The sequence below is a fragment of the Streptomyces sp. NPDC048603 genome (assembly GCF_043199475.1).
Lineage (GTDB): Bacteria > Actinomycetota > Actinomycetes > Streptomycetales > Streptomycetaceae > Streptomyces.
In genome coordinates this window covers 1-12,556 of sequence record NZ_JBICVY010000010.1, presented here as the reverse complement: position 1 = coordinate 12,556, position 12,556 = coordinate 1, and the positions used below count along the sequence as shown (strand labels likewise).

General features: G+C 73.2%; 11 protein-coding genes. 4 read left to right on the top strand and 7 right to left on the bottom strand.

Annotated elements, in window-relative coordinates:
• Window positions 1-80: 80 nt before the first annotated feature.
• On the bottom strand, window positions 81-935 hold the full coding sequence (locus ACGFQ9_RS24680; protein ID WP_393576568.1) for a MaoC/PaaZ C-terminal domain-containing protein: 855 nt from the start codon (window positions 933-935) through the stop codon (window positions 81-83).
• 230 nt (window positions 936-1,165) lie between these two features.
• Here ACGFQ9_RS24680 and ACGFQ9_RS24675 point away from each other — a divergent pair, with 230 nt between their 5' ends.
• Window positions 1,166-1,522 carry a DNA-binding response regulator gene (locus ACGFQ9_RS24675; protein ID WP_393577076.1) on the top strand — a complete coding sequence of 119 codons (357 nt, stop codon included), beginning with the start codon at window positions 1,166-1,168 and terminating at the stop codon, window positions 1,520-1,522.
• Between the two features lie 24 nt (window positions 1,523-1,546).
• Here the strand turns inward: ACGFQ9_RS24675 and ACGFQ9_RS24670 are convergent, their stop codons facing one another.
• From ACGFQ9_RS24670 to ACGFQ9_RS24645, 6 genes are all read right to left on the bottom strand, one after another.
• Window positions 1,547-2,734 (bottom strand): lipid-transfer protein, encoded by a 1,188-nt coding sequence (locus ACGFQ9_RS24670; protein WP_393576567.1) that lies wholly within the window; start codon window positions 2,732-2,734, stop codon window positions 1,547-1,549.
• A 20-nt stretch (window positions 2,735-2,754) separates the two neighbouring features.
• A complete protein-coding gene (locus ACGFQ9_RS24665) occupies window positions 2,755-4,926 on the bottom strand; it encodes an acyl-CoA dehydrogenase (protein WP_393576565.1) in 2,172 nt (723 codons plus the stop codon).
• Window positions 4,927-5,146: 220 nt separating this feature from the next.
• Complete coding sequence (locus ACGFQ9_RS24660) at window positions 5,147-6,955, bottom strand: serine/threonine-protein kinase (protein WP_393576564.1); 1,809 nt, start codon at window positions 6,953-6,955, stop codon at window positions 5,147-5,149.
• Between the two features lie 339 nt (window positions 6,956-7,294).
• The gene (locus ACGFQ9_RS24655) at window positions 7,295-9,217 is read right to left on the bottom strand and encodes a serine/threonine-protein kinase (RefSeq protein ID WP_393576562.1); all 1,923 of its coding nucleotides are present in this window, start codon (window positions 9,215-9,217) and stop codon (window positions 7,295-7,297) included.
• A 137-nt stretch (window positions 9,218-9,354) separates the two neighbouring features.
• The gene (locus ACGFQ9_RS24650; protein WP_393576561.1) at window positions 9,355-9,537 is read right to left on the bottom strand and encodes a DUF397 domain-containing protein; all 183 of its coding nucleotides are present in this window, start codon (window positions 9,535-9,537) and stop codon (window positions 9,355-9,357) included.
• On the bottom strand, window positions 9,497-10,345 hold the full coding sequence (locus ACGFQ9_RS24645; RefSeq protein ID WP_393576559.1) for a Scr1 family TA system antitoxin-like transcriptional regulator: 849 nt from the start codon (window positions 10,343-10,345) through the stop codon (window positions 9,497-9,499). The genes ACGFQ9_RS24650 and ACGFQ9_RS24645 overlap by 41 nt, the downstream gene beginning before the upstream one ends.
• Window positions 10,346-10,429: 84 nt before the next feature.
• Here ACGFQ9_RS24645 and ACGFQ9_RS24640 point away from each other — a divergent pair, with 84 nt between their 5' ends.
• The 3 genes from ACGFQ9_RS24640 (at window position 10,430) to ACGFQ9_RS24630 (ending at window position 12,305) form a co-directional block, all read left to right on the top strand.
• The gene (locus ACGFQ9_RS24640; RefSeq protein WP_393576557.1) at window positions 10,430-10,852 is read left to right on the top strand and encodes an ATP-binding protein; all 423 of its coding nucleotides are present in this window, start codon (window positions 10,430-10,432) and stop codon (window positions 10,850-10,852) included.
• A 79-nt stretch (window positions 10,853-10,931) separates the two neighbouring features.
• Window positions 10,932-11,582: a class I SAM-dependent methyltransferase gene (locus ACGFQ9_RS24635; protein ID WP_393576556.1), complete on the top strand. Its 651-nt coding sequence runs from the start codon at window positions 10,932-10,934 to the stop codon at window positions 11,580-11,582.
• 330 nt (window positions 11,583-11,912) lie between these two features.
• A complete protein-coding gene (locus tag ACGFQ9_RS24630) occupies window positions 11,913-12,305 on the top strand; it encodes a hypothetical protein (protein ID WP_393576554.1) in 393 nt (130 codons plus the stop codon).
• Window positions 12,306-12,556 lie beyond the last annotated feature (251 nt).

Sequence of the window (12,556 nt, the reverse complement as noted above, 5' to 3'; positions counted from 1 at the left end):
GCTCCTAGGGTCGGTCGGTCGTGCGGGATCCCTTGCTCAGTTCTTTGCCGGACGGCCTGGCTGCCGCCTCGTCGGCTTCGTTATGCGTGCTCGACGACGGTGTCGGCGAGGACCGGCGCGTCGTCCCGGTCGGCGGCGGTCACCGACACCTGGACGCGGCCGGGCTCCTGCCACATCCGGATCCGCAGCGTCTCGCCGGGGAACACGATCCCGGCGAACCGCGTCCGGTACGCCGTGACCCGGGACACGTCCCCGCCCAGGGCGGTGTCCACCACGGCCTTGAGGGTCATGCCGTAGGAGCACAGGCCGTGCAGGATCGGCCGGTCGAAGCCCGCCGTCTTGGCGAACTCCGGGTCGGCGTGCAGCGGGTTCCAGTCGCCGGAGAGCCGGTAGAGCAGGGCCTGCTCCTCGCGGATCAGCCGCTCCTCGGTCCGGTCGGGCGCCCGCTCGGGCAGCTCCATCCGCTCGGAGGGTCCGCGCTCCCCGCCGAACCCGCCCTCGCCGCGGACGAAGATCTGCGCGTCGGAGGTCCACAGCGGGCCGTCGGAGTCGGCGACCTCGGAGCGGAGCACGATGACAGCCGCCTTGCCCTTGTCGTAGACGGCGGCGACCTTGGAGGCGGAGGTGGCCCGCCCCTTGACCGGGATCGGGCGGTGCAGCTCGATGGAGTGCCCGCCGTGCAGCACGGCGGCGAGGTTGACCTCGATCCCCGGCGCGCCGAGCCCGCCCAGCATGGCCATTCCGGCGCCGGCCACGGTCGCGAAGCTCGGCAGCACGTGCAGCTTGGACTCGAGCGTGTAGCGCAGCTCGTCGGGGTCGGTCGCGGGACGGCCGGCCCCCAGCCCGAGGTGGTAGAGCTGGATGTCCTTGTGGTCCCACTCGATCTCGCTGCGGCGAGGTTCGGCGGCAAGGGCCCTGGCGGCATCGATCGGCATGAGGATGCTGCTCCTTGTTCCTTTGGAAGACCCCGGTGCGGCCGTCCGCACCGTCGGCCGCACCGGGGTCGTATGCGGACCGGATCGGCTTCGCCGCATTCCTAGAACGCGTTCTATCCGCTCCGGTGAGGGAATGTATAACGCACGCCCCGGCACTTGTGAAGACTCCTGACATCGCGTCAGATCGGGCACCGGGAACGCTCCTGACCTACCCTGAGCGGGTGGACGAAATGCCCCGGGACCCCCGCCCCGCCAAGTCCCTGCGGGTCCTGCTGCTCCCGCCCGACCCGGCCCTCGCCGTACTGCTCGGCCTCCAGCCCGACATCGAGGTGGTCCCCTCGCCGGTCCAGCGCCCCCAGGTGGCCCTGGTCGACTCGGTCGCCGCGGTCGAGGCCCTCGCGGCGGAGGACCCGGAGTGCCGCGCCCTGGTCCTGACCGGCCGGGCCCGCCCCGGGCTGCCGGAGGCCGCGCTCGCCGCCGGCGCGGCCGGCGTGGTCCTCCGCGACGGCCCGGTCGAGGACCTCGCGGCAGCCCTCCGCGCCGCCTCCACCGGCGAGACGGTCATCGACCCCGTGCTGGACGTCTGACGGCCGGCGTAACAGGCCCTTCCGTCAGCGCCGCAGCAGCGTCACCACGGCCGCGCCGCCCAGGCCGATGTTGTGGGCCAGGCCCACCCGGGCGCCGTCGACCTGGCGGGGGCCCGCCGTACCGCGCAGCTGCCAGACCAGTTCGGCCGCCTGCGCCAGCCCGGTCGCGCCCAGCGGGTGACCTTTCGAGATCAGCCCGCCCGAGGGGTTGACCACCCAGCGCCCGCCGTACGTCGTCGCCCCCGACTCCACGAGCTTCCCCGAGGCGCCGTCCTCGCACATGCCGAGCGCCTCGTACGTCAGCAGCTCGTTGACGGAGAAGCAGTCGTGGAGCTCGATCACGTCCACGTCCTCGATGCCGAGCCCGGACCGCTCGTACACCTGCCGCGCGGCCGCCGCCGTCATCGGCTTGCCGACCACGTCGATGCACGAGCCGGAGGCGAAGGATTCGGCCGTGTCCGTTGTCATCGCCTGGGCGACGATCTCCACGGCCTCGTCGTGCAGCCCGTGCTCGACGACGAACCGCTCCGAGACCACCAGCGCCGCGGCCGCGCCGTCCGAGGTCGGCGAGCACTGGAGCTTGGTCAGCGGCCGGTGGATCTCCTTCGCCGCGAGGATCTCGTCCACCGTGTACACGTCCCGGAACTGCGCGTTCGGGTTCTCCGCGCTGTGCCGGTGGTTCTTCGCGCCGACCGCCGCCAGCTGCGCGGCCGTCGTCCCGTAGCGGTCCATGTGCTCGCGGGCGGCGTTCCCGAAGATCTGCGCGGTGGGCGGGGACATCTCGAAGCCGTGGCCGGCCGCCATGATCCCGTAGTGCCGTGCCACCGGCGAGGTCTTGAAGTCACCCCCGTCGGCCCCGCCGCCCAGCGCCCCCTTCTTCATCTTCTCGAAGCCGAGCGCCAGCACGCAGTCGCTGATCCCGCCCTGGACGAACTGCCGGGCCGTCATCAGCGCCGTCGACCCGGTCGCGCAGTTGTTGTTGAGGTTGTAGACCGGCACGCCGGTCAGCCCCAGCTCGTACGCGGCCCGCTGCCCGGCGGTGGACGCCTGGAAGCAGTACCCGGCCACGACCTGCTCCACCAGCCCGTACCCGATGCCCGCGTCGGCGAGCGCGGCCGTGCCGGCCTCCTTCGCCATGTCCCAGTACTGCCAGTCCCGCGACTCCGGCTTCTCGAACTTCGTCATGCCGACGCCCACGATGTACGACTTCATGCCCGACAACTCCTCGTCACCTAGTCCCTGGGCAGGCCGAGGATCCGCTCGGCCACGACGTTCAGCTGCACCTGCGTGGTCCCGCCGGCGATGGTCAGGCAGCGCGACATCAGCACCCCGTGCACCGCCCGCTCCCCCGGGCCCTCGCACACCGCCCCGGCCGGCCCGAGCAGCTCCAGCGCGAGTTCGGCCGTCCGCTGCTGGTGCGGGGTCTGCACGAGCTTCCGCACGGAGGCGCCCGCGCCCGGCTCCAGCCCGGACACCTGCTGCAGGGTGGTGCGCAGCCCGATGCAGGCCAGCGCGTGCGCCTCGGCGGCCAGCGCGCCGATCCGGGCCCGGTGGGCCCCGTCCAGTTCGGCGGAGCGCGCGATCAGCGCTTCCAGTCCGGTGTCGAAGGCCATCTGGTCGGCCATGTGGACCCGCTCGTTGCCGAGGGTGTTGCGGGCCACCTTCCAGCCCCCGTCCGGTTCGCCCACCAGCGCCTCCGCCGGGAGCGGCACGTCGTCGAAGTACACCTCGTTGAACAGCGCCTCGCCGGTGATCTCCTTCAGCGGCCGGACGTCGATGCCGGGCGTGTTCTTCATGTCGACGAGGAAGTAGCCGAGGCCCTTGTGCTTGGGGGCGGCCGGGTCGGTACGGGCGAGCAGGATGCCGAAGTCGGCGGTGTGCGCGGAACTCGTCCACACCTTCTGCCCGTTGACCAGCCAGCCGCCCTCCGGGGTGCGTTCGGCCCGGGTCCGCAGCGAGGCCAGGTCCGAGCCGGCCCCCGGCTCGGAGAACAGCTGGCACCAGGTGATCTCCCCGCGCAGGGTGGGCAGGACGTAGCGCTCCCGCTGCTCCGGGGTGCCGTAGGCGAGCAGCGAGGGCACCACCCAGGTGGCGATGCCGAGCTCGGCGAGCCTCACCCCGGCGGCCGCCAGCTCCTGCTGGACGACGAGCTGCTCGACGGGCCCCGCCCCCAGCCCGTAGGGCGGCGGCAGGTACGGCGCCGCGTAGCCGGTGGGTGCCAGCACCCGCCGTGCGGCGGCCGGGCCGAGGCCGCGCGCGTCCCCGATGGCCTCGCGCGCCCGGACCCGGTACGCCTCGGCCTCCTCGGGCAGCTCCAGCCGCAGCTCGCGCCGGGCGCCGGCAGCCGCCAGCCGGACGGCGCGCACCCGGTGGCCGTCGCCGGCCCCGAGCAGCTGGCGGGCGGTCAGGGCCCGGCGGAGGTGGATGTGCGCGTCGTGCTCCCAGGTGAACCCGATGCCGCCGAGGATCTGGATGCAGTCCTTGGCGCAGGACCACGCGGCGTCCAGCGCGGTCCCGGCGGCGAGGGCCGCGACCAGCGACCGGACGTCGTCGGCGACGCCCTTCGCTCCGGCGGCCGTCACGGCGTCCCAGGTGACGGCACGGGCCTGCTCGACCCGGACCAGCATGTCCGCGCACAGGTGCTTGATGCCCTGGAACTGCCCGATGGGCCGTCCGAACTGCTCGCGCACCTTGGCGTAGGAGGCGGCGGTCTGCAGCGCCCAGGCCGCCGTACCGCAGGCGTCGGCGGCGAACAGGGCGCAGGCCAGGTCCCGTACGGCCGCGCTGTCCAGCCGCAGCAGCCGCCCGGCGGGCACGGCAGCCCCGAGCGCCCGCACCTCGGCGGTCGGCCGGGTGGGGTCGGCGCTGTCGTGCGTACGGACGTCCAGCGTGGCCGCGTCCACGGCGAACCAGAGGGTGCCGTGCGCGGCCTCGGCGGCGAGGAGCACGAGATCGGCCTCGCCGGCGCCGAGCACCGGGGGCGCGACCCCGTCCAGCAGGTGCCCGCCGCCCTCCACCGCGACGGCCGTCATGCTGCCGGGCCCGAGTGCGACGGCCCCGATGCGGCTGCCGTCGGCGAGGGCCGCGGCGAGCTCGCCGGCTCCGGCCCGGTGCAGCAGCGCGGAGGCGAGCGCACTGGGCAGGAACGGCCCGGGCAGCGCCCCGCGTGCCGCTTCCTCGACGACGACGGCCAGGTCGAGCAGGGTCCCGCCCTCCAGGTGCGGGGCGAGCAGCCCCTGCGCGGCGAGCCCGTCCCACCAGGGAGGCCGGCCGCCGGTCAGCCCGCCGGCCTGCGGCGGCCCGTCGAGCAGCTTCCGCACGTCCTCGGGCGGCACGGCCCGCGCGACCCACCCGCGCACGGCCCCGGCCAACTCCCGGTGCTCTTGCGTGATTCCGATGCCCATGCGCGGCAGAGTAGAACACGTTTCAATCTGACGGAAGGTCAGATACGCGGGTTCTTGGACCCGCCCGGACGGCCCCGGCACACCTCGCGACGGCAGTCGACGTGACTCCCCGAATTCGGCCGTGGCGGGCTACCGGCCAACAGGGGCCGACAGGCATCGATCCCTTTCCCGGCCGCGCCGGACCGGCCCCGGTACGGCTCGTGAGCCTCCGTCCCGCACCTCAGCGGGGCACGGCCTCGATTGCGGCCCTCGCCACCTTCTGGGCTTTCTGTTGGCACTCCGACCCGGAAGGCAGGCGCACCCAGACCGCCAGGTTGCTCTCGCGGACGACGAGCGCGCAGCTCAGCTCTCCCTCGAACTCGGTCCAGAACCCCTCGTCGCCGAAGCCGAGGCCGACCGCCTTCGTCCAGCCCCTGGTCGCGCGCGTGTTCTCCAGCTGGGCCGCGGCGTTGCGCACCGCACCGTCACCACCTGTCACGTCCCACTGGACCAGGGCGGCAGGCTTGGGCAGGGGCTCGTTCCGGTACCAGCTGCACTTCGTCTGCACGAAGCCGGGAAGCTCGTTGTGGACGTCGTCCTTCGACTCCCGCCCTGCCAGCGGCAGCCCGTTGGCCAGTTGCGGACACTCGGGGACGTCGCTGTACGTGTGGGGGTCCGGGTCCCGGTCCAGGGCGGCGTACGCCCCCAGTCCGATCCCCGTCGCGGCGAGAACCCCGGCGATCAGCAGGATCCTGGTCCGCCGCCCGATCCGGCGCAGACCTCGCTGCGGGGGCACTCGCTCGGCAGGCCGCCCCGGCGGGAGCAGACGTGGCGGGGCGGGCGGACCGGTCTTCACCTCAGCCCCGGTGGCCGGCTCATCCCGCGGCGCGGGGGACGCGGGCACGTGGGGCGGGGGCGCGTGTGGGGGCGCGGGGGCGGGAACCGCCACCGGCGCCGGCAGGGGCTCTGCCTGGGGCTTGGGGGTCGGGGTCGGCTTGGGGGTCGGAGTCGGCTCGGGGGTCGGAGTCGGCTCTGGCTTCGGCTCAGGTTCCGGGGTCGGCTCTGGCTTCGGCCCGGGTTCCGGGGCCGGCTCGGGCTTCGGCTCGGGTTCCGGGGTCGGCTCGGGCTTCGGCTCTGCCACGGCGGTATGGCCCTGATCACTGCCCAGCAGGTGGTCGATGGCCTCCCGCTGTGCGGCGATCATCCCGTACACGGCGGACGGCCACTGCCGGCCCACCGGGGCGACCGGTCCGAGGAGTTCGAGCAGCTCCGGCGGCTTCGGCCTGAGCTCCGGGTCCTTGGCCAGGCACCGGGCGATGACCGGTCGCAGCCCCGGCGGCACCTCGCTCAGGTCCGGCTCCGCGTGCACCACGTCGTAGAGGGTCTGGAGGGTGGACGTCGACGCGAACGGGCTCCGCCCGGTGGCGGCCATCGCCAGTACCGACCCGAGCGAGAACACATCGCTGGCCGAAGTCAGCTCCCTGCTCTCTGCCTGCTCCGGCGACATGAAGGCGGGCGAACCGATCACCCAGCCGGTCCGGGTGAGCCCCGTGCTGCCCTCGCCGTCGACCACCCGCGCGATACCGAAGTCGATCACGCGTACTCCGTCCTCGGCGAGCAGGACGTTGTCGGGCTTGAGGTCCCGGTGGATCAGCCCGGCCCGGTGGATCTCCGCCAGCGCCGTGGCCAGTCCTGCCGCGAGACGGCGTACGAGCCCTTCGGGCAGCACCCCGACGGTCTTCACGGCGGCACCCAGCGACGGCCCGGCCACGAACACCGAGGCCAGCCACGGTGCCGGCGCGCCCGCATCGGCCTCCATCACGGCGGCCGTGTACGCGCCGGACACCTTGCGTGAGGCCGTGACCTCGCGGCGGAACCGGGCCCGGAACCCGTCGTCGTGAGCGAAGCGGGCGTGGACCTGCTTGACCGCGACCAGCCGCCCGTCCGGAGCGGCTCCGAGCAGCACCCGGCCCATACCGCCCTGCCCGAGCATGCCGAGGATCCGGAACGGCCCTACGCGCACGGGGTCGTCCGGTCCCAGTAGCTCCATCGTGCTTGCCCTTTCCCCGAGGCCGAGCGGATCACCGGAAACCGGCTGGCCACCCCTTTCGGGCGCGCCGAGGGCCCATCCAACCCCCGGCGGGGGAGGCTGCGCAGCAGGTTGGCGGAATCGTCATCCGCCACCGCGCGTCAACCATCCGTCTGGGTCGGAGACTGCGGCCGGACCAGCCGAGCTGGGGTAAAGCTGGGCCGGACGAAGCAGGGCACCGGGCTGACCCGGCCGGGGCGGGGCGGGCAGTGCAAGGGCCGGAGCCGGGGCCGGGGCCGGGGTCGGGGCCGGGGTCGGGGCCGGGGTCGGGGCCGGTGGGACTGACCGGGCCCGGGCCGGTCAGTGCGGTACGGCGTCCAGCGCGGACCGGGCCATGCCTTTCGCCTCGTTCTCGCAGCTCTCGACGGTGGGGCGGCCCTGCCCGCCCAGGGTCACGTTCACGCGCAGGTTCCCGTCGCGGACGACGAGGCGACAGGAGCCGGCCGCTTCGGTATATCCCCAGAACGCCTCGTCGCCGAAGCCGAGGCCGGTCACCCGCCGCTCCTCCCGGGCCTCCACGGCGAACGCCTGCCGCTGGGCCTCGGTGGCTGAAGTGGCTCCGGTCCCGCCGCCCGTGCGCTTCAGTTTCCAACTGACCCACCTGGTCACGGCGTCCCCGGCGTACCAGGTGCAGCCGGTGCGCGCCTCGGCGGGGTTCTCTTCGTGGTCGTCCTCCTCCGTGCTCCGGCCCGGGGGAAGACTGCCGGCCATCTCCCCGCAGGAGGGCACCCTCCAGTACTTGGAGGTCCCGCCCAGGTCCCCGTCCGGGCGCGCGGTCCCGCCCGACGAGGGCGTACCGCTCGCCGTCCCCGACCCCGACGGCTTCCCCGACCCGGACGGCTTCCCGGACCCGTCGACGGCCCTGGGCGACGTCGGCTCGTCCCCGTCCGGCCAGAGCGCGTTCACTCCGATCACGGCTCCGGCGACCACCAGCACCCCGACCGCCGCCAGCACCGCCCGCCGCCGTACGGGGACCCGCGGCGCCACGCCCGCCGCCGCACCGTCCGCCCCGGTCACCGCGGCAGCGCTCGCCTCCGTCGGCGAGTCCACGGCGGTCCGGACCCCTTCACGCGCTTCCGCCCGGCCCGCGGCCCGCGACCCGGCGGCGATACCGGGCACGGGCAGGGCTCCGGCCGTGGAGGCGGGCTTGGCCTCGACCACCCGCCCGGCCGCGGGAACATGCGCAGACCCGGACACAGAAGCGGACCCGGGCCCAGGCACCGGGACGGGCGCAGGCACGGGGACGGGCGCGGGCACGGGGACGGGCGCAGGCACCGGCACGGCCGGCGCGCCGGGCTCGCCTGCGGGGCCCGGCGGAGGTTCCGGGGCTGCGGCGCCGAGCAGGCGATCGATGTCGGCCCGCTGGGCGGCGATCATCCCGGACACGGCGGACGGCCACTGCCGGCCCATCGGGGCGACCGGCCCCAGCAGCTCGAGCAGCTCCGCCGGTGTCGGCCTGACGGCCGGGTCCTTGGCCAGGCACCGGGCGACGACCGGCCTGAGGCCCTCCGGCACCTCGCTCAGGTCCGGTTCCGCGTGCACCACGTCGTAGAGGGTCTGGAGGGTCGACGCCCCCGCGAAGGGACTCCGGCCGGTGGCGGCCATGACCAGGACGGAGCCCAGCGAGAACACGTCACTGGCCGACGTGAGTTCCCTGCTCTCGGCCTGTTCCGGCGACATGAAGGCGGGCGAACCGATCACCCAGCCGGTCCGCGTGAGTCCGGTGCTGCCCTCGCCCTCGGCCACCCGCGCGATGCCGAAGTCGATGACCCGTACGCCGTCCTCGGCGAGCAGGACGTTGTCGGGCTTGAGGTCCCGGTGGATCAGGCCGGCCTGGTGCACCTCCGCCAGCGCCGTGGCCAGTCCGGCCGCGAGCCGCCGTACGAGCCCTTCGGACAGCGCCCCGACCTTCCCGACGGCTGCGCCCAGCGACGGCCCGGCGACGAACACCGAGGCCAGCCACGGCGAGGGTGCGTCGGCATCGGCCCCGATCACGGCCGCCGTGTACGCGCCGGACACCTTGCGCGAGGCGGTGACCTCGCGGCGGAAGCGGGCCCGGAACCCGTCGTCGTGGGCGAAGCGGGCGTGGACCTGCTTGACCGCGACCAGCCGCCCGTCCGGAGCGGCTCCGAGCAGCACCCGGCCCATACCGCCCTGGCCTAGGACGGCGAGAATCCGGAACTGCCCTACGCGGGCAGGATCGTCCGGCCCCAGTAGCTCCATCGTTGCTGCCCCTCCCCCGAAGCGAAGCCGAACGCGCTTGGGGCGCGCCGAGAGATCATCCAACCCCCGGCAGGGGAGGCTGCGCAGCGGGTTGGCGGAATCGTCATCCGCCGCCGAGCGTCAACCGGCCGTCCGGGTCAGAGACTGCGGACGAAGGCGGCGAAGGCGTGGGGGGTGACGGTGAAGACGGGGCCGTTGGGGGTCTTGGAGTCCCGGACGGCTACGCGGTGGGGGTGGGGGGCGATCTCGACGCAGTCACCATCGGCGCTGTACGAGGACTTACGCCACTGCGCGCGATTCAGTTCCCGGCTGGTGCCCATAACACTCCTCCATTACGCGCGTGATCAACACCGCCGAGTCCTCCACCGAGAGAGCAGCGGCCTGCAAGTGAGCGTAACGAAGTGCGGCTTCCCTGACTGTGTCGGGGTTGGCCGTCATGTGGCCGGAGATGAGGTCCTCCGTGTAAACCAGGTCCGGATCGCCATCGAACCTCAACGTGTTGAACGAGCCGTTCAGGCTGGCATGTTGACCAGCAGCGAAGGGAAGAACCTGGATCCGCACCCACCGCTGGTCGCGGAAACCCAACAGCCGGATGAGTTGGTTCCGCATGACATCACGCCCACCAACGGGTCGATGCAGAACGGCCTCGTCCAGCACCACCCAGGTCATGGGCGGACGCTCTCTGCTCAGTATCCGCTGACGTTCCATCCGGGCGGCCACCAGATCCTCAAGACAGTCCGGCAGGCTGCGTTCCAGTACAGCCCGTGCGTACGCCTCGGTCTGCAACAGGCCATACACCGCCTGCGCTTGGTAGGTGGAGATGAACGTCGCCTTGGCCTCCATCTCCGCGTAGGCCTGGAACCACGTGGGCAACTGGCTCCTCAACACCAGCCCCACCAGACGGGAGAAGAGGCCCCCCGTCCCCAGCGCCGCGTCCACCCGCTCCGAGAAATCTCTCGTCGGCACCTTCTTCGCCGTCTCGATCTGCCCGATCAGCGAGGCCGTGCAGAAGACGGCCACACCCAACTGGCCTTGCTTCAGCCCGGCGTCCTCTCTCAGCCGACGCAGCTCCGAACCGTAGTAGTCCAGTGCGGAGGCACTCGGATCGAGGTCGCGGATGTTGGCCATGGGACGGTCACCCCCAAGCACACGCCCTGCAGCGTTGATTTCGGTCCGTAGCCGAGCGTAACCAGATCGCTCCACGCTGGTGATGTGAATCACGCAACCGAACCCCTCATCCCGGGACTTGGCGACGGCTACCGGATGGACTTCACCGTCAGTGAGCACTCGGCCCGGCACATGCGCCGCGTCCTGCGCTCCTTCCTCGATCTGTGGGAGCTCCCCGAGCTGGCCGACGCCGCCGAGCTCGCCCTCACCGAGCTGATCGCGAACGTCGTCCTGCACGTCGGCGGCCGGCACTGCGCCGTGCTCATCCTGCGTTCGCCGGACGGTGTCCGCGTCGAGGTCAGCGACCAGGATCCGCGCCCGGCGCGCCTTGCGCGCACTTCGGACGACGCCGATCCGCTCGCCGAGGGCGGGCGGGGACTCCTGCTCGTATCGGCGGTCACCGACCGGTGGGGAACGGACCGGCGGCCCGGCGGGAAGACCGTCTGGTTCGAGTGCGACGGGAAGTGACCCCGCCCATGGCCCACTACCGGCCGGTAGTGCAGCATGGGGCGCACCCATCCGCCCGCACCACCACCCCGGAGGCACCATGGCCGCCGCCCCCAAGCCGGAGATCCTCGCCGCCTTCGAAGCGGCCAAGGGGTTCATGCCCGTACGCGAGGGCCTCGCGCTGTACGAGGCGGCGGCCGAGGCCGCGCAGCTCGGACTGCCACTGCTGGAGGTCGGCACGTACTGCGGGCGTTCGACCATCCTGCTCGCCGACGCCGCCCGCGAGGCGGGCGTCGCCGCCATCACCGTGGACCACCACCGGGGCAGCGAGGAGCAGCAGCCGGGCTGGGAGTACCACGACCCCACGGTCGTGGACCCGGAGATCGGTCTGATGGACACCCTGCCGGCCTTCCGCCGGACCCTGCACCGGGCGGGGCTTGAGGACCACGTGATCGCGATCGTCGGCCGGTCCCCGCAGGTCGCGGCGACCTGGGGCGGCCCGCTCGGCTTCGTCTTCATCGACGGCGGCCACACGGACGAGCACGCGACGGGCGACTACGAAGGCTGGGCACCGCACGTGGCCGAGGGCGGCGTCCTCGCCATCCACGACGTGTTCCCGAACCCCGAGGACGGCGGCCAGGCCCCGTACCGCATCTACCTCCGCGCCCTCGCCTCCGGCTGCTTCGAGGAGATCTCGGTGACCGACTCGCTCCGGATCCTGCGGCGTACGGCGCCCGCGCCGGGCATCTAGGGCAGGCACCGGTGGGCGGCGGCGCGTGTGCGGCGACACGCCGCCCACGGCGCAACGTGGTCGACTCCGCGTCCGGGGCCCGCCACGCTGTGACCGATGCAGCCTCCCGACCATGCCGAACCCGAGCCGCCGCCCCGACGTCGCTCACCGTTCGGATTTCTGGGCCGTGCTGAATGGACCGGGATCGGGAGCATCGCGGCCCTGCTCACCATCGTGCTCGGCCTCTCCGGTGACGGGGACAAGGGCGGGTCCTCCGTCCCCGCACCGACGATCGCCACCTCCGCCGGGACGCATGGCCCTTCCAGTCCGCCGCCGTCCAGAGGGGGTGGCGTGGCGACACCGCCCGTCCAGGGCGGCTGGTCGGGCGAGGGCGGGGATCTGACCCTCATGGTCACGGAGGTTGCGAAGACACCGGAGGGCACCCTGCGCCTGAACGTACGGGTCGTCAACGGATCCGCGCGGGAGCGGGGCCTGCCTCTCTTCGGCAATTTCACCGCCGGCGACGATCAGGGGCAGGTCTACACCCCGTCGGACGACACCTCTTACACACGATGGCCGGGCAGTCTTCCGCCCCACGGATCGTTCACGGGTGTCATCCAAACCAGGGAGCGGCCCCAGCCGCAGGCCCGCTACCTGAAGGTCACCTTCGCGAAGGTCCTCGGCGACGGCGCGACCACGCCGCCCGACGGCCTCACCATCACCGGCATCAGCCTCCCCACCTGACGGCGGCCGGTCGGCACCGTGAGGCCGACGGGCGTCAGGGCATCGGGGCATCGGGGCATCGGGGCATCAGGTGGCGGGGCGGGGCGTCGGGTTGCCGGGGCTCCGCTGGGTCGGTGTCTGGGAGCGCCCGGGGGCTGCCCGTCAGTCCCAGTGTCATTCCGTGCCGGCCGTCGGCGTCAAGGGCGCGACGTTGTCGCGTCGCCTCCGGCGATGGCCCTTCGGGCCACCCTTGACCCCGACGTCCGTCCCGG

Coding starts and splice junctions, on each gene's coding strand:
- ACGFQ9_RS24675 (WP_393577076.1), top strand. CDS start 1,166: ATGCCCCGGGACCCCCGCCCCGCCAAGTCCCTGCGGGTCCTGCTGCTC.
- ACGFQ9_RS24650 (WP_393576561.1), bottom strand. CDS start 9,537: ATGGGCACCAGCCGGGAACTGAATCGCGCGCAGTGGCGTAAGTCCTCG.
- ACGFQ9_RS24635 (WP_393576556.1), top strand. CDS start 10,932: ATGGCCGCCGCCCCCAAGCCGGAGATCCTCGCCGCCTTCGAAGCGGCC.
- ACGFQ9_RS24660 (WP_393576564.1), bottom strand. CDS start 6,955: ATGGAGCTACTGGGACCGGACGACCCCGTGCGCGTAGGGCCGTTCCGG.
- ACGFQ9_RS24665 (WP_393576565.1), bottom strand. CDS start 4,926: ATGGGCATCGGAATCACGCAAGAGCACCGGGAGTTGGCCGGGGCCGTG.
- ACGFQ9_RS24655 (WP_393576562.1), bottom strand. CDS start 9,217: ATGGAGCTACTGGGGCCGGACGATCCTGCCCGCGTAGGGCAGTTCCGG.
- ACGFQ9_RS24645 (WP_393576559.1), bottom strand. CDS start 10,345: ATGGCCAACATCCGCGACCTCGATCCGAGTGCCTCCGCACTGGACTAC.
- ACGFQ9_RS24680 (WP_393576568.1), bottom strand. CDS start 935: ATGCCGATCGATGCCGCCAGGGCCCTTGCCGCCGAACCTCGCCGCAGC.
- ACGFQ9_RS24670 (WP_393576567.1), bottom strand. CDS start 2,734: ATGAAGTCGTACATCGTGGGCGTCGGCATGACGAAGTTCGAGAAGCCG.